Source organism: Annamia dubia NIES-4383, from assembly GCF_055394725.1.
In genome coordinates this window covers 1,531,377-1,554,666 of the sequence record NZ_AP025630.1, presented here as the reverse complement: position 1 = coordinate 1,554,666, position 23,290 = coordinate 1,531,377, and the positions used below count along the sequence as shown (strand labels likewise).

At 31.7% G+C, this 23,290-nt stretch carries 24 protein-coding genes; 10 read left to right on the top strand and 14 right to left on the bottom strand.

What is annotated here, in order from left to right; genetic code table 11:
- Positions 1–8 precede the first annotated feature (8 nt).
- A complete protein-coding gene (locus Anndu_RS06985) occupies positions 9–359 on the bottom strand; it encodes an STAS domain-containing protein (RefSeq protein ID WP_464103673.1) in 351 nt (116 codons plus the stop codon).
- A gap of 193 nt (positions 360–552) precedes the next feature.
- Here Anndu_RS06985 and Anndu_RS06980 point away from each other — a divergent pair, with 193 nt between their 5' ends.
- Positions 553–771 carry a hypothetical protein gene (locus Anndu_RS06980; protein WP_464103672.1) on the top strand — a complete coding sequence of 73 codons (219 nt, stop codon included), beginning with the start codon at positions 553–555 and terminating at the stop codon, positions 769–771.
- A 13-nt stretch (positions 772–784) separates the two neighbouring features.
- On the opposite strand, the gene Anndu_RS06975 is transcribed toward Anndu_RS06980, so the two are convergent.
- On the bottom strand, positions 785–2,182 hold the full coding sequence (locus Anndu_RS06975; protein ID WP_464103671.1) for an NB-ARC domain-containing protein: 1,398 nt from the start codon (positions 2,180–2,182) through the stop codon (positions 785–787).
- Between the two features lie 402 nt (positions 2,183–2,584).
- Here Anndu_RS06975 and Anndu_RS06970 point away from each other — a divergent pair, with 402 nt between their 5' ends.
- A complete protein-coding gene (locus Anndu_RS06970; protein ID WP_464103670.1) occupies positions 2,585–4,093 on the top strand; it encodes a DNA methyltransferase in 1,509 nt (502 codons plus the stop codon).
- A 431-nt stretch (positions 4,094–4,524) separates the two neighbouring features.
- Here Anndu_RS06970 and Anndu_RS06965 read toward each other — a convergent pair whose 3' ends face one another.
- Positions 4,525–5,109, bottom strand: a complete 585-nt coding sequence (locus Anndu_RS06965) for a DUF3318 domain-containing protein (RefSeq protein WP_464103669.1) — start codon at positions 5,107–5,109, stop codon at positions 4,525–4,527.
- Positions 5,110–5,172: 63 nt separating this feature from the next.
- On the opposite strand from Anndu_RS06965, the gene Anndu_RS06960 reads away from it, so the two are divergent.
- The 5 genes from Anndu_RS06960 (at position 5,173) to Anndu_RS06940 (ending at position 11,202) form a co-directional block, all read left to right on the top strand.
- Positions 5,173–5,517: a hypothetical protein gene (locus Anndu_RS06960; RefSeq protein WP_464103668.1), complete on the top strand. Its 345-nt coding sequence runs from the start codon at positions 5,173–5,175 to the stop codon at positions 5,515–5,517.
- Positions 5,514–5,981: a type III secretion system chaperone family protein gene (locus Anndu_RS06955; RefSeq protein WP_464103667.1), complete on the top strand. Its 468-nt coding sequence runs from the start codon at positions 5,514–5,516 to the stop codon at positions 5,979–5,981. The genes Anndu_RS06960 and Anndu_RS06955 overlap by 4 nt, the downstream gene beginning before the upstream one ends.
- Before the next feature lie 49 nt (positions 5,982–6,030).
- A complete protein-coding gene (locus Anndu_RS06950; protein WP_464103666.1) occupies positions 6,031–8,289 on the top strand; it encodes an ATP-binding protein in 2,259 nt (752 codons plus the stop codon).
- Between the two features lie 66 nt (positions 8,290–8,355).
- A complete protein-coding gene (locus tag Anndu_RS06945; protein WP_464103665.1) occupies positions 8,356–10,275 on the top strand; it encodes a PAS domain S-box protein in 1,920 nt (639 codons plus the stop codon).
- 36 nt (positions 10,276–10,311) lie between these two features.
- Positions 10,312–11,202: a GGDEF domain-containing response regulator gene (locus Anndu_RS06940; protein ID WP_464103664.1), complete on the top strand. Its 891-nt coding sequence runs from the start codon at positions 10,312–10,314 to the stop codon at positions 11,200–11,202.
- Here Anndu_RS06940 and Anndu_RS06935 read toward each other — a convergent pair.
- From Anndu_RS06935 to Anndu_RS06895, 9 genes are all read right to left on the bottom strand, one after another.
- Positions 11,199–12,443: an FGGY-family carbohydrate kinase gene (locus tag Anndu_RS06935; RefSeq protein WP_464103663.1), complete on the bottom strand. Its 1,245-nt coding sequence runs from the start codon at positions 12,441–12,443 to the stop codon at positions 11,199–11,201. The genes Anndu_RS06940 and Anndu_RS06935 overlap by 4 nt on opposite strands.
- Complete coding sequence (locus tag Anndu_RS06930) at positions 12,440–13,336, bottom strand: hypothetical protein (protein ID WP_464103662.1); 897 nt, start codon at positions 13,334–13,336, stop codon at positions 12,440–12,442. The genes Anndu_RS06935 and Anndu_RS06930 overlap by 4 nt, the downstream gene beginning before the upstream one ends.
- Before the next feature lie 17 nt (positions 13,337–13,353).
- Positions 13,354–13,545 carry a hypothetical protein gene (locus tag Anndu_RS06925; RefSeq protein ID WP_464103661.1) on the bottom strand — a complete coding sequence of 64 codons (192 nt, stop codon included), beginning with the start codon at positions 13,543–13,545 and terminating at the stop codon, positions 13,354–13,356.
- A gap of 128 nt (positions 13,546–13,673) precedes the next feature.
- Positions 13,674–14,216: a glycoside hydrolase family 24 protein gene (locus tag Anndu_RS06920; RefSeq protein ID WP_464103660.1), complete on the bottom strand. Its 543-nt coding sequence runs from the start codon at positions 14,214–14,216 to the stop codon at positions 13,674–13,676.
- 136 nt (positions 14,217–14,352) lie between these two features.
- Positions 14,353–14,901 (bottom strand): anti-sigma factor family protein, encoded by a 549-nt coding sequence (locus Anndu_RS06915; protein WP_464103659.1) that lies wholly within the window; start codon positions 14,899–14,901, stop codon positions 14,353–14,355.
- Positions 14,902–15,016: 115 nt separating this feature from the next.
- Positions 15,017–15,676, bottom strand: a complete 660-nt coding sequence (locus Anndu_RS06910; RefSeq protein WP_464104051.1) for a sigma-70 family RNA polymerase sigma factor — start codon at positions 15,674–15,676, stop codon at positions 15,017–15,019.
- Between the two features lie 177 nt (positions 15,677–15,853).
- Entirely contained in the window at positions 15,854–16,390 is a 537-nt protein-coding gene (locus Anndu_RS06905) for a late competence development ComFB family protein (protein WP_464104050.1), read from the bottom strand.
- Positions 16,391–16,549: 159 nt separating this feature from the next.
- A complete protein-coding gene (locus tag Anndu_RS06900) occupies positions 16,550–17,428 on the bottom strand; it encodes a M23 family metallopeptidase (RefSeq protein WP_464103658.1) in 879 nt (292 codons plus the stop codon).
- A gap of 104 nt (positions 17,429–17,532) precedes the next feature.
- The gene (locus Anndu_RS06895) at positions 17,533–17,745 is read right to left on the bottom strand and encodes an Hfq-related RNA-binding protein (RefSeq protein ID WP_464103657.1); all 213 of its coding nucleotides are present in this window, start codon (positions 17,743–17,745) and stop codon (positions 17,533–17,535) included.
- Between the two features lie 68 nt (positions 17,746–17,813).
- Here Anndu_RS06895 and dapF point away from each other — a divergent pair, with 68 nt between their 5' ends.
- The 3 genes from dapF (at position 17,814) to Anndu_RS06880 (ending at position 20,540) form a co-directional block, all read left to right on the top strand.
- Positions 17,814–18,662, top strand: a complete 849-nt coding sequence (gene dapF / locus Anndu_RS06890) for a diaminopimelate epimerase (protein WP_464103656.1) — start codon at positions 17,814–17,816, stop codon at positions 18,660–18,662.
- A 298-nt stretch (positions 18,663–18,960) separates the two neighbouring features.
- The gene (locus tag Anndu_RS06885; RefSeq protein ID WP_464103655.1) at positions 18,961–19,872 is read left to right on the top strand and encodes an AAA family ATPase; all 912 of its coding nucleotides are present in this window, start codon (positions 18,961–18,963) and stop codon (positions 19,870–19,872) included.
- 158 nt (positions 19,873–20,030) lie between these two features.
- On the top strand, positions 20,031–20,540 hold the full coding sequence (locus tag Anndu_RS06880) for a hypothetical protein (RefSeq protein ID WP_464103654.1): 510 nt from the start codon (positions 20,031–20,033) through the stop codon (positions 20,538–20,540).
- A gap of 41 nt (positions 20,541–20,581) precedes the next feature.
- Here Anndu_RS06880 and Anndu_RS06875 read toward each other — a convergent pair whose 3' ends face one another.
- Both Anndu_RS06875 and Anndu_RS06870 read right to left on the bottom strand, forming a co-directional pair.
- A complete protein-coding gene (locus Anndu_RS06875) occupies positions 20,582–21,286 on the bottom strand; it encodes a GDSL-type esterase/lipase family protein (protein ID WP_464103653.1) in 705 nt (234 codons plus the stop codon).
- A gap of 271 nt (positions 21,287–21,557) precedes the next feature.
- On the bottom strand, positions 21,558–23,147 hold the full coding sequence (locus Anndu_RS06870; RefSeq protein WP_464103652.1) for an iron uptake porin: 1,590 nt from the start codon (positions 23,145–23,147) through the stop codon (positions 21,558–21,560).
- Positions 23,148–23,290 lie beyond the last annotated feature (143 nt).

The following is a 23,290-nucleotide window of genomic DNA, read 5'->3' as shown; positions in this document are numbered from 1 at the left end:
AAAAAAAATTATTTTTGATTCAAATTTTCTAAGGCCGCTTCAAGAGTAGGTTGAAGGGAGAGGAATTTTTCTAAACGAACCAGTTTAACAGTTTGAGTCACACGGGGGTTAGAAATTAACTGTAAACTGCCTCCGGCGGTTTGTGCTTGTTTGACTAATTGAACTAAAGCCCCTAAACCAGAACTATCTATAAAATCAATTTGTGATAAGACTAAGATCACATGAGTTGGGCCTTCATCAATACAAGTACCAATGACTTTACGCACGGTGGGTTCAGAAAAGGCATCTAATAAACCCGTTAAACGAATAATTTGGTAATTTTCCTTGATTTCACGAGTTCCCCTTAAACTAACAGTCAAATCTAATGGATTAGCTATAACTACCTCCTATGATAATGATCAGATTAATTAATCAATCGTTAAATATGGTAAAGTATAACCGATTTTTGCCACATTCAAACATGATTTTTGTTATTGATGATTAGTGATTAGTCATTCATTTTATGTCAAAATGGATCTTAATCATTATAAAAAATGCTATTTTTTAGTTTTTATGTCTATTGAATTAATTATTTTATTAGCCTCAATGTTGGTTACTTGGTTAGTATTTACATGGTTAGTTAAAGTTTTAAAAGTAACGATTGGAACTGCTTTTGTAATAGCGGTGATTTTCTTAATTTTACAAATCGTTTTTGGGATTAATAATAAAGAAATTTGGAGTCAAATTATTAATTTACCTCAAACTCTTTTAGATTTAATTTTTGGCCGTTAGTTAATTAATTATTTTACTGCCAATCTTGACCGTAATTTTTTACATATTCCCTCAAAATTGGAGAGATTTTAAACAGGATTTTATCTTGTTTAATTTTACTTAATAAATATCTTTGTTGTAAAGATTGTAACCCATTGATAAAATCCACTGAAGATAAACTTAATTTTTGGTTTAATTGTTCCCTTGATCTTGGTTGGTCAAATTTACTTAATTCTACAATTATTTGCCGTTCAATTTTTGATAATCTATTCAATAATTCATTAAATTTTGATCTCATTTGATTTGTGATTACTGGTAAGATCTTTGTTTGACTATTTTCTCCTAAAAATTCCCCTACTTCTCCATCATAAACATCTACAATTAAAGTAACAATATCTTTTAAATAATTAAAATTACCTTCATAAAGTTCAATCAATTGTAACCAATGATCTTGATTTTTTAAACCTGTATTTTCTAAAATATTTGTTTCTTTTAATCCTGATAATTCTAAACATTTTCTATGATCTAATTGCATATCTAAACAATTCATTTCATTAGATTTTTCTTGACTGATTAAAATAAGATTACTTTGATGTTGTGTTTCGGCAATTATCTTAAAAAAGTTTTGATAATCTTCAGATTCTGGTTGATATTGGCCGGCAATTTTATCTCGCATAAATATAGTTTCTACCTGATCAAGAATGATTAAACATCTTTTTTCTTTTAATATTTTTAAAAATTGATAAATTTCTGAATTTTCCGAACTTTCTAAACTATCTAAATTGTCAATTTTGGCTAATATTTCTTTAATAATTTGATTTAAACTTGGGGTTATTTTTAAGTTTTTCCAGATAATTATTTCAAATTGATCTAGGTTTAAATCAATAAATCTTTTCACTAAATAAGTTTTACCTATTCCTGTTATTCCTAAAACTGAAATTAAACGGATATTTTGATTAAAAATGTAATGATTAAGCTTTTTAAATTCAACTTCTCGATCATAAAATTTAATGATTTGAGGAGCTAAAATTAAATCATTTATCACTGTTTGAGAATTATGATTATTAGTTTTTGCTTGATTAGATTGATCACAATTATTTAAAGTTTGTGGAGGATAAAAATTATTATTATTACCATTTATATTATAAAAATTTAAACAATTTGGAGATGATTCAATAGATATTCTTTCTAAAGTAGAACGAAAATTTGATTTTTTTATATCCTCTCCTAAAGCTAAAGATAAAAGCTCCCATAAATGATAAGCCACATCTGCAATATGCTTTTCACTTAAATTAGAATTTTGCGCTATTTCCTGATAGGTTTGTCTGTGCCAAGTGCCTTCAATAACTGTTTTTTGAAGATCATCTAAATGCTTTCCACTTTGTTGAAAAATTAATTGATCTGTAAATTGTAAAGCTTCGTTTAGATTCATTTTTCACATTTGATAAAGGTTTTACTGATTATACCTAAAATTGATCCGGTTTTTTCAGGGTTTTTCCGGTTTTTTTCTTAACATTTTGTAATAAAAATTCCGGTTTTTTCCGGTTTTTTCCGGTTTTCAAAAATTGAAAGTTTTGGCATGGTAAATAAAATAAATGATTTTATCAGTATCTAAAATGCAATTCTTAGTTCAATTTATTGAACGATTACTATTAGCAATGAAATAAATTTCATTGCGAGTTAATTACTCACATTGATTCCTTAAATTATTGATAACGCCGTGAAATTTATTTCACGGCTAACAAAGATCGTTCAATAAATTGAACTAAATTGCTATTAGAAATTATTAATTTTATTTACTTATCTATTAATCTTATTAAAAATCAATAAAATTATGAGTAATGAACTTTATTATGGGGACAATTTAGAAGTTTTAAGAAAATATATTAAAGATGAATCTATTGATTTATGTTATATTGATCCGCCTTTCAATTCTAAACGTAATTATAACCAAATTTATAATAATATTGGGAAAGAAGATAAGGCACAAGCTCAAGCTTTTATTGATACATGGACATGGGATGATCATGCTAATCATGGATTAGATGAAATTCTTACTAATTATAATGGAAAATTTACCCATCAATGTATTAGTTTGATTAAGGGTTTAACTGATGTTTTGGGTAAGGGAAGTTTACTGGCTTATTTAATTAGTATGACCTTAAGAATAACTGAAATTCATCGAGTTTTAAAGCCTACAGGTAGTTTTTATTTACATTGTGATCCCACAGCTTCCCATTATTTAAAATTAGTTTTAGATGCTATTTTTTGCAGTCAGGGTGGTGATTTTAGAAATGAAATTATTTGGGGATATATTGCCCCAAGTGCCGCAAAAAATGATTTTCCAAGAAAACATGATGTAATTTTTCGTTATACAAAAAGCCATATTTTTTTATTTAATGCCGATGATATTCGTATACCTTATAGTGAAGAATTTATTAAGAGAAGAAAATACTCAGAAGGGAAGTCTGGTATTTATGCTGAAAAATCATTAGCTAGAGATGAAAATGATTTAAAAAGCTTTTCAAAAGGAAAAATTCCTCCTTCTTGGTGGACAGATATAAAGTCAGGTGGACAAATGCCTAGAAAAGAACATTTAGGTTATCCTACACAAAAACCGGAGGCCTTATTAGAAAGAATAATTAAAGCAAGTAGTAACGAAAATGATGTTATTTTAGATGCTTATTGTGGTTGTGGTACAACAGTCGCAGTAAGTCAAAGATTAAATAGAAAATGGATCGGCATTGATATTACTTATCAAAGCATAAGTTTAGTCTTAAAAAGATTAGAAGATAGCTTCGGCAAAGAAGTATTAACTAAGATTAAATTACATGGTATTCCTAAAGATTTAGAAAGTGCAAAAGCTTTATCAACTAAACAAGATGATCGCACTAGAAAAGAATTTGAAAAATGGGCAATTTTAACCTATAGTAACAATCGAGCCGTAATTAATACTAAAAAAGGAGCAGATCAAGGTATTGATGGAATTGCCTATTTTCACGGAGAAAAAGGAGAACAAGAAAAGATTATTTTTCAGGTAAAATCAGGTAAAGTTAAATCAGGAGATTTAAGGGATTTATTAGGCACAATGACCTTAGAAAATGCAAGTTTAGCCGTATTTATTACCTTAGAAAATCCTACTAAAGAGATGATTGTTACAGCTAAAAAAGCTGGAGTTTATAAGAATAGTTATTTTAGTCAAACATACGATAAAATTTCAATTATAACGATTCAAGATATTATTGAAAATCAAGCAAGATTAAATGTAAAATTAGGATTAGAAGTATTAAAAAGTGCAGAAAAACAACAGGATAAAATAAAACAAACTGAACTAGGATTATAGCGCTACGCGCAAGTAATAAGTAATAAGTAATAAGTAAACTCTAAAAGACTTTCAGTATTTTACAATGTCCTAACTTTAATGGCAGGGCGTTTTCAAAGTCGGGGGGAAAATGCAATTCTGAGTTCAATTTATTGAACGATCACTGTTAGCAATGAAATTAATTTCATTGCGTGTTAATTACTCACCGTGATCTCTTAAAGCATTGATACCGCCTTGAACTTAAGTTCAAGGCTAATATAAATCGTTCAATAAATTGAACTAAATTTATGTTAGAAATTATCCTATTTTTAATAATTTTTGATTTATTAACATCAAAAATAAGTTAAAAAATTAATTATCAAAAGCTTACAGAGATCATAAAATTTGACTTTGAAAACACCCTGCTTTAATGCGTAGCACTATATAAATTGATAATTAATAATTGTCCATTGTCAATTATTAAAAGTAATTTTTCTTTTTAAATTTTTAAGGCGTAATAATTCCACTAAAGTTAAATTAACTCGCCCTTCAATTTTCGCTACCTCTTGAATGCTCTCCCATAAAGCTTGGGAGGCTTCTGTTTGATTATAACCACGTCTGAGGGCGATTTTTAAAGCCATTTCATCCGCCTCGATTTCCCTTTCCTGTGAGCGATTTTTTCGCCAAATTTGATTAAGGGCAAAAGTAGTTAAACCTCCAGCCATGATCACACCGATGGCATTACTTTGTAGAAATTCTATAATCACACCTGCTAAACTAAGAATAGTTAAGGCTTGATACCAATTAAATTCAAACCATTTAATGTTAATTAACCAACTAACGGATCTCAATAAAATTAAATCCCTTTGAGCGCGTGATAAACCCTGCCACAAGTCAAAATTAATATAAATTTTTCTGGTGGTATTATGCCAAGGATAAGGAAAAGGTGTATCAATGACTAAAGACTGATGAGGTTTACTAATAATTTTCGTTTGCATTCTTCCTGATGCTGACATTAGATCCAGTAAGCGGCCAATTTCATGATTTTGATCAAACATAGTTTTCTTTTTTTTCTTTAATCAATATCCTAAAATAACCTAAGACTATCAGATTTATCAATTATGACTCAAGAAATTTTAATTGAACTGGCTAAACAAATGAACCCCGCAGCGATCGCCACTTTGCTTAATCAAGTTTTTCAATCTCACCAGATTAAAGTTATCGTCTGTGTTGATCATAATTGTCTTAAAATTTCTTTATATACGGAATCAATTATCGATCGGGATACTTTAATTTTTTTAGTTAAACAAGAAATTAAGGCATTATCTTTGCACTTACCTATTAAAAAACTCAAAATAAATTGTCATCATAAAGTTAAATCTTATCAAGGAGGACGCTATATAACTTATACTATTTATAATATTTGGCAACATCAAGAAAATTTAGAAAATGGAGATTTTTTATGACTACTCTTTTTCAATCTATGATCGAATTTTTTGAGAATGATAACTGGAAATTTATGGAGATCTCCCCTGGAGAAGTCCTTAAAATGGGAGTTTCAGGTGAAAATAGTGATTATGAATGTTATGCGATCGCCGATGAAGAAACTGATATGTTTCAATTTATTTCTAAATATTCCGTTAAAATTCCCGAAAATCAACGCCCAAAAATTGCAGAATTTGTCACCAGAGCCAACTATGGCATCCGTTTAGGCAAATTTGAATTAGATTTTCGAGATGGGGAAGTTAGTTTTAAAAGTAGCGTTCCCTGTGATGAAAATAAAGGATTAAGTTTTATGATCCTCAAAAGAATTGTTCAAACAAATGTCTTTTTTATTGATGAATATTTCCCCGGCCTAATGAAAGTTATTTATGGCGGAATTTCACCTGAACAAGCAATTTATGAAATTGAAAATTCCGATGAAAATTAGGAAATAGGCACTAATTATTATAAACAATAACTAATAACAAGTAAGACTTATGTCAATTAGAAATAAAATTATTTATGGTTATACTTTAGCTTTAGGTTTAGCTTTTGTCGGGACAACCAGTGGTTTAATTATTGGTAATTATTATCAAAAAAAAGCTCTTTTTGCTCGACAAATTGCCTCTAATGAACAGAAATTAATTAATACAATTCAAGTTAATGTATTATATAATCGTCCCGCTAAACAATTAACTCCTTATGTTAAAAATAATGAAGTATTTACTAGGGAAGTAAATAATTTAAAACAACGGTTACAAACTATTAAATCTATTTTAGAAAAACATAATCGTTCACAACAAAAATCAAATTTACCCGAACTAGAAAAATTATTAGATCAATATGAATTAACCGTTACTAATTTTATCAAAAAAAGTGAAGATTTTGCTCAAAAAGTTGTGCCAATGACCGCCGATCCTCAACAGGCACAACAAGCCGAAAAAGAGATAGTAAAATTAGTTCAAAGTCGAGAATTTAAGAAGTTTATTGAATTTCCAGATCGCTTAAATCAATTTGCTGATCTTGCTGATCAAAATGAAAAAGCGGCCGAATTAAACTTAAATCAAGCGGAAGTTTTACGCACTAAAATTATTATCTTAAGTTTAATTATTTCTATTATTATTGCCATTATTTTAGCATTATATATTAGTAATCAAATCGCAAATCCTTTACAAACTCTAACAGAAACTGCTCAAAAAGTTACTAAAGAATCTAATTTTGATATTCAAGCTGATGTTACAAATAAAGATGAAGTTGGCATCTTAGCAAAAGCATTTAATCAAGTAATTCAAACCGTTAATCAACTATTACAAGAACAGGAAAATTATACCCATCAATTGGAATTAGCTAAGGAAAAAGCGGAAATTGCTAATCAGGCCAAAAGTGAATTTTTAGCTAACATGAGCCATGAGTTAAGAACCCCTTTAAATGGCATTCTTGGCTATACTCAAATTTTATCGCGCATGGCTAATAATGAAAAATCAAAACATGGTTTAGGGGTGATTTATCAATGTGGTTCTCACTTATTAACTTTGATTAATGATGTGTTAGATCTAGCTAAAATTGAGGCCAATAAATTAGAATTAAATCCTACTCCTTTTTACTTTCCTTCAATGTTACAAGGTGTCATTGAAGTGAGTAAAATTAGAGCCGAACAAAAAAGTATAGATTTTAAAGAGGAAATTCCTGAGCAAATTCCTTTAGGAATTATTGCCGATGAAAAAAGATTAAGACAAGTATTATTAAATTTGTTGAGTAATGCGGTTAAATTTACTGGCAAAGGAGGGGTTACATTTACTTTAGATTATCAAGAAAATTTAGAAGCAGGAACTGTTAAACTTTTTTTCACTGTTAAAGATACGGGCATAGGCATTCCAAATGATAAATTAGAAAGCATTTTTCAACCCTTTGAACAAGCAGAATCAGGGCAAAAAAATGAGGGTACTGGCTTAGGTTTAGCGATTAGTCAAGACATAGTTGAAATGATGGGAAGTAAAATTAATGTTAGTAGTGAAATAGGGGTAGGAAGTTGTTTTAATTTTACCATTGAATGTCCCTTAGCTAGTGATTGGATGGAGGCTAATACTTTAACTAAATTAGGTAAAATTTTAGGTTATCAAGGGGAGAGAAAGAAAATTTTAGTAGTAGATGATCGGTGGGAAAATTTAGCGGTTTTAGTTAATTTATTAACTCCCCTTGATTTTATTGTTTTAGAAGCAAATAATGGTCAAGACGGAATAGATCTAGCGCAAAAAGAAATTCCAGATCTGATTATTACTGATTTAAAAATGCCCCTTATTGACGGTTGGGAATTAATTAGAAATATTCGTCAAAATGATCAATTAAAACATATTACAATTTTAGTTTCTTCTGCTAGTGTTTTTGATAGCGATCGCCAATTAAGTTTAGCAGAAGGAGGGGATGATTTTCTGTCTAAACCTGTACAAGCAGAGGAATTATATCAAATGTTAGGACGTTATTTAAAACTAGAATGGATTTATGAAGAAATAGAAAAATTACCGGAAAATCAAGTCAATTTAGATGATTTAATTTTACCAGATCAAGAAGATTTATCTTTATTATTAGAACAGGCCATGCGAGGGCAAATCAAAGGCATTAGAGAACAACTTAATCAACTATTAATTAAAGATCAAAAATATCAATCTTTTGTTAATTATCTTAATCCTTTAGTTAAAAATTTCAAAATTATGGAAATCCGCAAATTACTTAAAGAAATGAAAGAAAACATTAACTAATTATTGGTTATTAGTTATCAGTTATCTACCAAAAATTATTAATTATTAATTATTAATAAAACAATTATGAATCAAAATTATCCCCCATCTCATCCAACAATTTTAGTAATTGATGATAAACCAGCTAACCTAGAAGTTTTATATGAAACTCTTTGTGATGAAGGTTATGAAGTATTAGTAGAAATAGATGGTTTAAATGCAATTACTCAGATCAAAAATGACCCTCCCGATTTAATTTTATTAGATGTTTTAATGCCAGAAATTAACGGCTTTGATCTGTGTCAAAAATTAAAAGAAGATCCCCAAACTCAAGATATTCCTATTATTTTTATGACGGCTTTAAGTCAAACTTCTGATAAAGTTAAAGCCTTTAATTTAGGGGCAGTTGATTATTTAACAAAACCATTTCAACAACAAGAAGTTTTAGCAAGGGTAAAAACCCATTTAAAAATTAGTCATTTAAGTAAATCTTTAGAAGCACAAAATCGTCAATTAATAGCAGAAATTGATCGCAGAAAAAAAGCAGAATTAGCTTTAGAAAATTTAATTTCAAGACTTGATGAAAAAGTTAAAGAAAGAACATCTGCCTTATATCATACTGAAGAATTATGGCGTTTAACTTTAGAAAATGCGCCCATCGGTATTATTACCCTCAATTTAGAAGGTGATTTCTTAACAGTTAATCAGGCTTTTTGTAAAATGCTTGGCTATCAAAGTGATCAATTATTAACAAAATCATTACTAGATTTTTCGCCATTAGATCAACAAGAATTAATTAAAAATAGTCTTGAAAAAATTGTCAACTATGAAATAGATAATGTGGAAATTGAACAAATATTTCTTAATCAAAATGGCAATTCAGTCTTAACAATTACTCGAATTGCTATTATTAAAGATAAAGATAATAAACCATTACAATTAGTAGCAGAAGTGGAAGATATTACCCAAAGAAAAGAAAATGAAGCTACTTTAAAATTACAAGAAAGGGCGATGAGTGCTAGTAATAATGGCATCGTAATTGCTGATACAAAACAAAAAGATAATCCGATTATTTATGTTAACCCTGCTTTTGAACAAATTACAGGTTATAATCAAAAGGAAATTATCGGTCAAAATTGTCGTTTTTTACAAGGAAAAGAACATAATCAAGAAGGATTAAATCAACTGCGCGAAGCCCTACAAAAAGGTAAAGGTTGTCAAGTAATTTTGCGTAATTATCGTAAAGATGGCAGTCTATTTTGGAATGAATTAAGCATTTCACCAATTTATAATGAAAATCATCAATTAACCCATTATATTGGCATTCAAAGTGATATTACAGATCGCAAACAAGCCGAAGAAGAAATTAAAAATTCCCTCAAAGAAAAAGAATTATTACTTAAAGAAATTCATCATCGAGTTAAAAATAATTTATTAGTTGTTACCAGTATTTTAGAATTACAAAAAGAATATATTAAAGATGAACAAATGATTGATATATTTCAACAAAGTCAAGATCGGATCTATTCAATGGCTTTAATTCACGAAAAATTGTATCAATCAACCAATTTAGATAAAATTAATTTTGGTGATTATTTAGAATCTCTTTTAAATACGCTCCTCTTATCGTATAATTATAATACTGATTTAATTAAAATTGAGTATCAAATTCAATCTTTCCCCTTAAATATTGAAACGGCTATTCCCTGTGCTTTGATTTTTAATGAATTAATTTGTAATAGTTTTAAACATGGTTTTCCTAATGGTAAAACAGGCCAAATTAAAGTAACTTTATCCCAAGATGAAGGGAAAATTATTACCCTAATCATTGAAGATAATGGGATCGGTTTTCCTGAAGGAATGGATTTAAGAAAAACAGATTCTCTGGGCTTAGAATTAGTTTTTACTTTAACGGAACAGTTAGAAGGAACAATTGAAATAGAGGGAAAACAAGGAACAAAATTCACTTTAAAATTTGCTGAACTTCAGTATGAAAAAAGATTTTAAATTTTTATAATAATTAACATTTAAAACATTTTAGTTATGGATATAAAAACCATTTTAATTGTAGAAGATGAACTTTTATTTGCTAAAAATCTTGCTCAAAAATTACAAAAGTTAGGTTATAAAGTAATCAAAATTGTTTCTTCTGGAGAGGGAGCAATTAAACAAATTACAAAAGATAAACCGGATTTAATTTTAATGGATATAGCCATCAAAGGTCATCTTAACGGTATAGAAACCGCCAAAACAATTCAAGAAACATATCATATTCCAGTGATTTATTTAACGGCTTATGGTGATGATGATACCTTAAACAAAGTATTTGAAACTCAAGCTTATGGTTATATTATTAAACCTTTTAAAGATCAGGAATTAAAGGCAATTCTTCAAATAGCTTTTAAACAATATGAATACAATCAAAAATTAGAAAAACAAGCAACAACTGATCCCTTAACTGGTGTTTTTAATCGCCGTCAGTTTTTCGATTTAGCAGAAAAAGAAATTGCTCGAAGTTTGCGTTATCACGAACCTTTTTCATTATTAATGATTGATATAGATCACTTTAAAAAAATTAATGATACCTACGGTCATTCTATCGGAGATGAAATTATTAAAAATGTGGCTAAAACTATTTTTAATAATCTGCGAGAAGTTGATTTAATCGGGCGTTTTGGGGGGGAAGAATTTATTATAATTCTCTCAAAAACTGAACTTAAAGATGCGGTATTAGTCGCCGAAAGATTACGTTTAAAAATTGAAAGTTCATCTATTAAATCCGCTGATCAAATTATCAAATGTACGGTTAGTATAGGCATAGGAACTTATCAGGAAAATGATCAAAATATTATAGATATAATTAACCGTGCGGATGAATGTCTTTATTGTGCGAAAAATCAAGGAAGAAATCAAGTTAATTTTCCAAATAATTAATTATTTTTAGCTAATAAAGCCGTGCCAAAAGCCGCTTCTATTTGGGGTGATTTTCTAACAGAAATTTGTAAATATTTTTCCCTAATTAATCGCCAATTTTCATTTTTTGCACCCCCTCCGGCCGTATAAACCAATTTTAAAGGAGTTGCCCCCAATTTTTTTAATTTTTCATAACCTAATTTTTCAATCTTAGCTATTCCCTCTAAAATACCTTGTAAAAATATTATTTTATTGTCAGGAATAGGTGTTAATTTTCCCTCTAAAAATGGATCATTAATTGGAAAGCGATCGCCTTTTTTTAATAAAGGATAATAGTTTAAATTAGTGTTAAAATTAGGATTAATTTGTTGAGAAAAATTAACTAATTCTTGATTAGAAAAATAAGATTTTAAGACATTTCCCCCCGTATTAGAAGCCCCACCAGTTAACCATAAATTACCTAAACGATGGCTATAAATACCGGAATTACTATCATCAATTTTAGTTTTACTTAACAATTTTAACACTAAAGTTGAACCTAAAGAAGTAACAGCTTCTCCCGCTAATTTTGCCCCACTAGCTAAAAAGGCCGCTATACTATCAGTAGTACCTATACCGATCAAACAATGGGGATTAATCTTAAATTTTTGAGCAATATTTTGAGCAATATTACTAACAGTTTGGCCAGGATAATAGATCTTAGGTAAAATCTGAAAAAAGGGTAAAGATTTTAACTGATCAGGATAGGTTAAATTTACCACATCATAACCTAATTTTAACGCATTATGATAGTCACTAATACCCAGTTTATTATGTAATAAAAAACCTAACCAATCAGCCTGATGTAAAAAATATTGAGCTTGATTAAAATACGACTGTTTACTATACCAAATTAACTTAGATAAACTAGAAGTAGCACTTAATACTACAGGTATATCAGGAATAAGCTTTTTAACCTCATTTAAAACCTCAATTCCTCGACTATCATTATATAAAATAGCCTCATTAATAACCTCACCTTGACTATCACATAATAAGACAGTTGCGGAAGTACCATTAATACAAATTTTAGTTAAATTTTGCTTAATTTCTAAAGAAAAATAATCTAAAATTTGAAATAAAATATCTTGCCAGATTTGGGGTTGATTAAGATGAGAATTAAACAAAAAATTAACCTGATCAATGATTAATTCCCGTTCATTAATGACAATACCTCTAGCGCCTGATGTACCAAAATCTATGCCTAAATAATAATTAGTCATTTAAGATAACCTTGTCTAATTAAAAAAGCATTTAAAGCCGTTGGAAAATCAGAATAAAGCCCAATGACATTACCATTATTATTATAAATTTCTAAACCCCAATCAGAAGTTGGATCATAATGATTTAACATAAATTGCCAACCTTCTTCATATTCTCCTAATAGAATTTTTTGAGCAACATAACCTGCTAAAATACCATTAACATCTGGATATTCACTATTACTAATTTCTAAATAACAACGATACATTTCATTTAAAGTTGCCCTTAATAAATTAGGATATTGAGTAGTTACATTTTCAAAATTACCATTTCTAAAAGTAAAAATTTCAGTAGGAGGAAAACTTCCCGCATAACTACTAAACATATAAAGAAAACTATTATCTACTGTTAAATATTCAATATTTCCATCCCGATCTAAATCTTGAAATGAGCCTCCATAACCATCTCTTGCCCCTAATTCTATACGATTAAACTTATTACCTTGCCAATGATAAATAATATCATTTGTACAACAATGAGCGCCACCACTATAGGTACTAATAATTACTTCAGGAATTTGATCATTATCAAAATTTTGTAAGTAAACCTTGCCGACAACATCAGTAAAATCTTTGTTATTAATTTTCAATTTATTTTGATAATAAATCTTATAACTTAAATTACCAGATTCATCACCACTATTATAATCATAAGGATGATAACTCACTGAAATTTTTACATCATCTAAACTAATAGTTTGATCAGTAAAAGCTGTGGTATCATAATCAATTAAAATTTCATTATTTTCTTGTGCAAATAAGGGCGAATTAATAAAAATTAATCCTGTGAAAATAGCAGAAAAAGAAAGAAGATTAGTTAATAATTTCTTGTGATAATTAAAAATTATTTTCATGATGTTTTAACAAATAACTAAATTTGCGGTTTAATATCTTGATCAGGCATTTCAGGGAAATTAAATTGATTATGTTTTAAAGAATAACCTTGTCTTTGAATTTGCTCAACAAAATGAGTAGGATCAGATTTAAGATTGGCTTCTGAATTATACTCAGATTGATTTAAAATTTCTTTTTTTTGTTGTTTGAGTTTAGCTTTTCTTCCCATTTTAATTATACTCCTTAATCTTAAATTGAAAAATCAAACTTAATCAATGTTAACTGTTAAGTATACCTCTCCATCATACTATCAAAAATTAAAAATTAATTATAATTTAATTATTAACTATTACTTGATTAACACTGTTTGGGTTGTTTAGCACATTCTTCCTTTAATTTAAGAGGGTAAACCTTAGTTAAAAGTTGGTCAGTATTAACATTTTTTTCCTTTCCACAAGGTAAACTTGTCCAAGTGGAAGATAAAGAACAAAACACCTTTTTTTCCTGTTTATTTTTCAATTTTTGCGCAACATTAAAACCCCATGCTTGGGGATCATTTAACCACCGATAAACCACTAAATCTTGATAGATTGGCTCAAAACTATAACTTTTCCACCATAATATTCCATCGGGATCGGGATGATATTTTTTCGCCTTTTCTAACCAAACAAAATCTAAAAATTGATAACGGCCGGCCGCCGTACTACATAAAGAACGCTTCGGAATAGGAACACATTTTTTGGGATGTTTACTTAAATCCCTAATATGTTCACCCCCATAAATCACATTATAGGGGTAAGGATCATTGGCTTCACTATAAGTAATAGTACGCATTAAAGCCCTTAAATAAGGATTACCACCCTTAAGCAATAACGGCTGATCAGCAGGTATACTTTTCATTGATTGAGGTTGACGAGAATTGAACTTAAAATAAACAAAACCCGTTAAAACAAGACTGACAACTGAACCAATCAACAAAAATAAAAATGCTTTAAATTGTAGATTTTCAGAGTTTTCTAATCTTGATTCTATTTGATTAAGGATTTTCCCAATTTTCATCAGTGGGTTGAGGTGCTTTTGGAATGGGGACAGGGGGACGATTAATCGCTATCATTAATGAAGGTTCACTAATTGGACTTTGATTAGAAGCGATCGGTTTTTTTTGTTCTACTGAAGTTGGTTGCTCTGCCATTTGGGGGATCAAAGTTTTATTTTCTTGTAAGAGCCAAGATACAATTCCCACCGTCAAAGCGGCGATCGCCGTTCCACCCCAAAAAGCAATTTTTTGCCAACGATTATTTTCAATGCGTTCAAATACTTTATTTGTAATCTGTTGATGAGATTGAGTGCCGACAGGAGTGGGTAAAGATTGAAAACCATAATTAAGCCGTAATAACCGTTGATACAGTTGTTTAAAACTTGGATCCTCATTTAACCATTGTTGAACTTGCTCTTTTTGTGCCACCGTCACTTCTCCATCTATATAGGCACTGAGCAACTCAAAGCGATCATTTTCCACAGTCAAATGTTCTACACACATATCAGAACTAGAATTATCTTTCAAAAAGTCGAATTTGATTTTCATTTTACCATCACCACCGAGTGCAACAGATACACCTTAAAAAATTATAAAAAAATTAAATCAAAAGAAACACAAAAGTTGATTTTTAATAAAAAAAATTAATAAAACTTAATAGCAACTAGGTTTGATCTAAATAAGGTTGTAAAGTCGCCTGAAGTTTTAACCTTGCCCTAGCGATTCGTGATTTAACCGTACCAAGGGAAACCCCCGTCAGTTGGGCAATGTCTTCATAAGCCATGCCTTCAATTTCCCTTAAGATAATGGTAATGCGAAAAGCCTCCGGTAAATCAGCGATCGCTAATCTCAATTTATCATAAAATTCATCCGTAGCCAAATCATCATCAGGGGAAGGACGATCACTAGGGAGATCCCATTCCATTTCCCCATCCATCGTTGAGCGGGGTGCATCCAAAGATAAAGGAGTAGCCACTCTTTTTCTTTTGCGTAACTCATCATAAAATAAATTGGTCGTAATGCGACTGAGCCAACCTTGAAATTTAGCCGGATCATTGAGTTTTTTGATATTTTTATAAACCCTAATCCAAATTTCCTGAGCCAAATCACTGCGATCTTGCCAATCAGGGGCTAAATGATATAACAATTTATCCACATGAGACTGATACCGACGCACCACCTCGGCAAATAAAGCACGTTCAGGACGAGATTGATCTTGACAGTGCAAAATTAAATCATAATTAGAAAGTTTGTCAACAGACACAGATCTTCTTGGTGAAGTCTTCTCAACGGTTGACCAAGGGATAGGAAAAGATTGAATCATCATATCAATTAAGGATAAATTGTTATCTATTCAAATCCCTAGACCCTTGTTTGACCGAAAAGTTCCTTCATTTAATACGATTAAAGAATAAGAAGGTATTATACCTTAAGCACTTAGCTATCAGTATTTAGAGATTTTTTTCGATTAATTGAGGTATTTAACTATCAAATTCCCCTTTTATTTTTTTTCATATTGAGGGGCGTATGACTCTAATAAAACTGACACTTGATTAAGAACACTATCCTTAGAGGTTTTCCCAAAAATTTGTCTTTCTGGGAAGAAATCAGGGCGATCTAAATATTTAGAGATGGCCGCTTCCACTTGTTGACTAATCAAATCTTGTAATTCTTCTTTAGCACGTTTTCTTTGATAGTCAGCACCTTCTTCCGTTGTGGCATATAAAGGGGGAAGGCGGTTAAGTGCATAAGCGGCAATATCCCCTACATCTAGGGGTTTTTCAGTGGTCTGTTGAATTTCCGTAACTCTAGTAATCGAAAAACTTAAAACTAATTCTTCCATTACGTTAATAAACTGTTTGCGGGGAACAGCTACCACATCACCTGTTAATAAAGCGCCCATTAAGCGATCTAAGGCCAGATATTCTTCAATGGAAAGCTCAGACGCACTATCACAAAGCCGTCCAACCTCAGCTTCCATTGTAGGGGTTAAATAATGGTCTTTTAGGGCTTGTTCAACAATTTCTTCAATACTCATCATAATGTTTCCATGTAATCAATAAATTTGGGCTTGATTTCAAATCAAAGAAAAAACTTCTTACTAAATATTTTCCCTTGAAAAATAGTAAAAATAAAGTGAACTCAACAAAACTTTAGCAAAATTTCTTAAATTTTGCTCTTTAAGTTAAATTAAAATTTAATTTATGCTTCCAAAGCGCCAAGGTACGGGATCCACTGCGATCCCGTGAACATATAAGCCCCAATGGAGATGGGGTCCGGTAGAGCCTCCCGTTGAGCCAACTGTGCCGATTTGTTGCCCTGCTTGGATCATTTGGCCTTGCTGTACATCAATTCGATTCAAATGCAGAAAAATGCTCACTACACCTTGTCCATGATCAAGGCCGATGGTATTGCCATGTAATCTAAAACCTTGAGATTCTCGGCCAATCAATCTTACCACACCAGCGGCCGGAGCTACCACAGGCGAACCTGAAGCCCCTGCATAGTCTACTCCTCGGTGGTAATAGTCTTGGGCAAAAACTCCATTATAATAACGTCTGATCCCATATTCCGTAGACACTCTGGCATTATTAGGACGTAAAAAAGCACCATTCCAATATTTTTCAGGGGTGACTAAAGCTTTAAAGGCCGCTACTTGATCTAATTCTGTTTGGGTAGCATTATCACCACCGCCTCTAACTGTAATTCTTTGAGTAGTAAAAGAGCGATTTCTCAAGGCAATAGAGAAATTTTGAGTTTCACCATCTGCGCTAACTTCAATATTAATCTGTCCGGGAGTATCTAAAGGGCTAGTGGGTAATAAGGCACGATAGATTGATTCTAAATTATTTTGATCAACTAGGGGAAAGGCTTGATAAGGAGTTCCCCTCATGGTCACGGTGGGGGTAGAATTAGGTTGATCTAATTCTACTGTGACGGAAATAGTATCACCTAATTGGGGATTAGGGGGAGTAATTTGTACTTCTAAGGCTTTAGCTTCTGTGGTTAAACTGATCAGCCCGAAAGTAAAACCCAAGGCTAAATAATGTTTGAAATTTTGATACCAATTAGTCATTTGAGTCATTTGCTTTTATCTTTGATTGATGATGTTTTGATCGGTTATTAGAGTTATCAATTGTCAATTATTCATTGTCAACTGTCAACTGTCCATTGGTAAAATTAACTTTTACCTTTGATATAGGCGATGGAATGTTTCCAGATTAAAAATTTTTGTTGTTGTTGATTAATCAAACATAAACCATCACTATCTTGCCATAAAACTTTACCCTCTAACATTTCACCAACATTCAGTTTAATCTCGACTGTTTGTTTGTCTTTGATATAGGTTTGAACTTGGCGCACAGTGGGTAGATTCGTATTAAATTCACTCATAAAATTTGATGCTTTAGCTTATATTTATCTTAGTAATCTTATAATTATAGTTTTTATTCATTAACAAAATGAACATTGAATTTACCAAATATCATGGATTGGGTAACGATTTTATTTTAGTAGATAATCGTCATCAATCAGAACCGATTATAACACCAGAACAAGCAATTTTAATCTGCGATCGCCATTTTGGGATCGGAGCAGATGGGGTGATCTTTGCCCTAGCAGGTACAAATGACACCGATTATACCATGAGAATATTTAATTCCGATGGTTCAGAACCGGAAATGTGCGGTAACGGCATTAGATGTTTAGCCCGTTTTATCGCCCAACTAGAAGGCCAAGAAATTATTGGTAAAGAATATCGTATTAACACCCTAGCGGGGGTTATTACTCCAAAAATTGAAGCGAATGGGCAAGTTACCGTTGATATGGGGCAACCTCAACTTAAACCAGATCAAATTCCCACTACCATCAACCAAGGGGAAAATCAAGTCATTAATCAACCTTTAGAAGTGGAAGGTCAAACATGGTCAGTCACCTGTGTGAGTATGGGTAATCCCCATTGTATAACCTTTGTGGATCAAGTTGATCACATTCCCTTAGAAACCATCGGTAGTAAATTTGAACATCATCCTGTTTTCCCCCAACGTACTAACACTGAATTTATTGAAGTAGTACGCCCTGATTATATCAAAATGAGAGTATGGGAAAGGGGGGCAGGAATAACTTTAGCTTGTGGCACAGGGGCTTGTGCTTCAGTGGTGGCCGGAGTTTTAAACCATCAAAATGAACGCCTTTGCACGGTTGAACTCCCCGGAGGTTGTTTAAATATCCATTGGTCAGAAATTGATGATAGAATTTATATGACAGGCCCTGCTCAAAAGGTTTTTGTGGGTAACTATTATTTAGAATAAGTTATTTCAATTAAAAATTTTGCTACAATAGATTTCTTGGGAAAAGTCTAAATAATAATTGATTGTAATAGGTTTTTTGTAAAATTCTCTTGCTGATTAGTTATTACTTGACTTGCTCAAGAAGTCTAATTAAAATTAGGGGGAGATCGTCAACAAAACCCCAGAAAAAACAATTTAATCAACTGTCTTAAATTGGTGGTTTTGTTCTAATTGCTTAGAAATAAGTCCTCATAAAAGAGCGTTAGTAACGCTATAATTAGGTTTAAATATTATCTTTTTTTATTTAAAATCATTAAACATGAGCGAAATTATCTGCGCCCTTAAAGAAAATCTTAAACAGGCGATCGTGGGAAAAGACGATCAAATTAATTTAATCTTAGTTGCACTCTTAAGCGGTGGTCATGTTTTATTAGAAGATGTGCCGGGGGTGGGAAAAACCCTGTTGGCTAAGTCTTTGGCTAAGTCTATTAATGGTAAGTTTCAGCGTGTGCAATGTACTCCGGATCTTCTTCCTAATGATATTACAGGTACAAATATTTGGAATCCTAGCAGTCGAGAATTTGAATTTTTACAGGGGCCGGCCTTTGCTAATGTATTATTGGCGGATGAAATTAACCGCGCTACGCCTCGCACTCAGTCGGCTTTATTAGAGGTAATGGAAGAACAACAGGTAACGGTAGATGGTCAAGCTAGAGTTGTGCCTAGTCCTTTTTTTGTGATCGCTACCCAAAACCCGATCGAATATCAAGGGACTTTCCCTTTACCTGAAGCTCAGATGGATCGCTTTATGTTATCTTTAACTTTGGGTTATCCTACGGAAATTGAAGAATTACAAATGTTACAACAACAACAAAGTAATTTTCAAAAAGATCAACTTCAACCTTGTATTTCTTTAGAAGAATTAATTGATTTACAAAATCAATGTCGTCAAGTTAAAATTAAAACGGAAATTCAACAATATATTGTTAATTTAGTTAGGGCTTCAAGGGAAGATGAAGAAACGACTTTAGGTGTTAGTCCAAGGGGGGCAGTAGCTTTGCAAAATGCGGCCTGTGCCTATGCTTTTTTAGATAATAGAGATCATGTTATTCCTGATGATATTAAAGTTTTAGCACCTCATATTTTAGCCCATCGTATTATTCCCACAGGGGGCAAAAAAGCGAAAACTATTGTGGAAAAATTATTAAATTCCGTACCTGTAGAGGCTTAAATATTGTTATTTGTTATTAGTTATTGGTTAAATTAATGATTTCATTAACAAAGTCTGCGCAGGCAGACTTCGTTTAGATAGCCCTACCCTTTAGGGTTTGGGCGTTTTATTAATGAGAAAAGAGACGAAATTTAACAAATAACCAATAATAACCAATTATGTTTAAAAAACTAGCCAAAAAATCCGGTTTATTTTTATTAATTAGTATTATTATTTTAACATTCAGTTTAGGTTGGGAAATTGAAAAAGTTTTAAGTCAAAATGTTACACCTTCTCTTGATCAAGTATTAACAAATACTATGGATCCTGTAGCTGAAAAATATCAAACGGGATTAAGTTTATACTTAGAAAATTGTAGTAGTTGTCATTTAGCTATCCCTCCCCAAGTGTTACCTACCCAAACATGGCAAAGAATTTTAGAACGCCCTCAAAACCATTATGGCGTTAGTTTACAACCTTTGGTTCCTTCTTTTAATATGATGATGTGGGATTATTTAAAAGCTTTTTCTCGCCCTTTATTGATTAATGAATCTTCAGTTTTTTATATTCAAGATTCCCGTTATTTTAAGGCTTTACATCCCCAAGTTGATTTACCTGTTAATATTTCGACTCAAACTTGTTTAACTTGTCATTCTCAAGGCCGAAATTTTAATTTTCGTGTTGAATAGTCACAAATGACAAATGACAAATGACCACTGACAAAATTAATTTAAACTCGATCTAAACGGGCGATCGGTTGCCAGTTTAAAATATCAGTTAAAATAGCTTGATAACCTTCCACATTTGGATGTAAACCATCACTACATAACAGCGATCGCCTCCAATTTTCACCCCGACTGATCCAAAGATCAAATAAATCTAAATAGGGGATATTTCTCTGTAAACAAGCGTGTTTGGTGACTTCTTTATAACGAAATTGATCCCCATGATTGTAATATAAACAATTCATAAAAGGCATTTTACTTTCATCAATTGGAATCATACCAATAAACATTACTTGACACAAATTAACCGCTTGATTTAATAAATAATTTAATTCTTCTTGAAATAACTGTAAATCTGTAAAATTTTTACCAGTAGGACGACCTAAACGAGCGCAATCATTAACACCCACTGATAACATAATTAAATCAGGATAACGATTTCTTAATTCACCTCTTTGCTTAAATTCCTGTTCTAAACGCTGAGAAACTTGGATCACACCGTTGCCTCTGATCCCTAAATTATATAAAGCATGACCCGTACTTTCAGGGGACATCCAACGGCGGCGCAGTCGCTCCACCCAACCTCCTCCAACGGGATCTCCATAGCCATAAACTAAGCTATCACCTAAAGCAATCACTCTGAGGGGATTTTGAAAAACGGATTCTTGAATCCCATGATTCAATCTGCTTAAATCAGTTTGTGTTATCATTACCATAGTTTAGCTTTTTTGTCAAGGAAAAGAATTGAAAATTTACAATATGTCATATTGTTTATCTATTATAGCCAAAAATTGCAATTTTAGAGTAAAAATACTCAAAAACTTTAATTTTGGTTGGATAGTAGGACTATATCTATTACATTAGAAGAAAAATTAAAAGATACTGTTTATTAAGAACTTTTAGAGTTATAAAAAAAGAAAAAGTCGGGAATTTTGGAAATCCTCAACTTTTGAAATTAGAGTTAAATTATTTGATTATTTCCTAAAAAGTAAATAAGGTGCGAATTGTAGCGATCACCACATCATTATTATTACTATTATGATCGGGGGCAGTTAACCAAATTACACTGGGGGTAATTTTAAGATGATCATTAAGGCTAATTTGATATAAGGCTTCGATATGTAAAGAGGTGCTTTGATCTTGGGTGGCTATTGCGGGAATAGTAACGGTAGAATGGGTTACTTTTGGCTCCATGCCAATGATAATTCCTGCGGTATTTCCTTCTTTAAATAAATCGGGGAAGGCTAAATTAAAAGCCCAATTCCAGACTTCTAAGTTACCTTTAGAGATCGCACCACCAAGATCGGAAAGGGTTTTAAGGTTAGAATAACCTACCCATCCCCCTAACACAAATTTGGGATCAAGATGCCAAGATAACTGCGCGCCATAAGAATTACCGATTATTGGGACGGGTGATCCTAAGTTTTGCTCGGTAAATGCTCGAAAATTAGCAAGATTACTGCCTGTGCCTGTATCGGTTTGATTGTAAGCGTTAATATAGGTTAAACCTATGTGTAAATCATCATGGGGCTGAATTTCTAATTGTGCCATAGCCCCATAAGAGCCATTAAATAAGCTTTTACCTTTGGCCGGATCATTGGCATCGGCGGCCATATAGCCTAAACTGAGGGTTAACCAGTGGGCGAATTGATGATTAATTCCGATGCCTTTATCTTCTACTTGGAAATAAATGGGATGGCGTGTGCCAAAGGTAGATAAAGCTCCTTGGCTACCGTCTCCATCAAGGAAGTTAAAGGTTTGGGCAAATTCATCGGAAGCCCCCGCATTAGCGGCGATCGCCACATGAGTTTGATCTCCAAGGGGAAATTTATAAACTAAGGCATCAATATAAAGATCCGTGTTACCCGTGTCTCCGGCAAAAGCGAAACTGCCTTCAGGGGTGTTTAAATTAGGGTTTAGGATATTATCTGATTCCAGACGGGTTAATAATTGATCATTTCCGCTCAAACTGGTAATTAAATTTAAACGGGTACGTTGGCCAAAGGTGAGATTATTGTCTATATCACTACCATTAACTTGATTTGTGCTTACGGCGGTGGCGGCCATGATCATTTCACCTTGAAGTTTAGTCGTGGTGGAAAATTGATTATTTTCTAAAGTGGCTACTTTACCTTCAAGATCATCTACTCTTGTGCCTAAAGTTGTTAATTCTGTTTGAAATTCTTGAATTAAACGGCTAATTTGCTCAAATTCATCATTTGACACTAGATCTTGATTATTTGAGCCGTTGATCGCCTCTAAACAAGCGTTTAAGCCGGCCGCAAATTCATAACGGGAAAGGGTACGATCGCCTCGAAAAGTGCGATCGGGATAACCTTCAAGACAATCATAATTTTCTACTAAATTACCCAAGGCTTGATAAGCCCAATCATTGGGCGAAATATCCCTAAGTTGAGATACACTATTAATTTGAGGGATGGAATTTTCTTGATTGAGATCGTTTTGTAATTGGTTTAAATCTTCAGCTTGAGAGGCGATGGCTAAAGAAAAAAAATTAATACCTGCAATTAAAACAGATTTAGAAATTCGATTTAATAGAAAATAAGTCATGATGTCTTTAAATAGAATGGATAATGGATTTATTGTTTGAATAAATGATCGCTTATCTTTCTTATCATATCTTAATTCAGTAACGCCAAAGAGTGTTATTTAGATTGTTTGATTATATCTTGAATTTTGTAATTTGATCATAA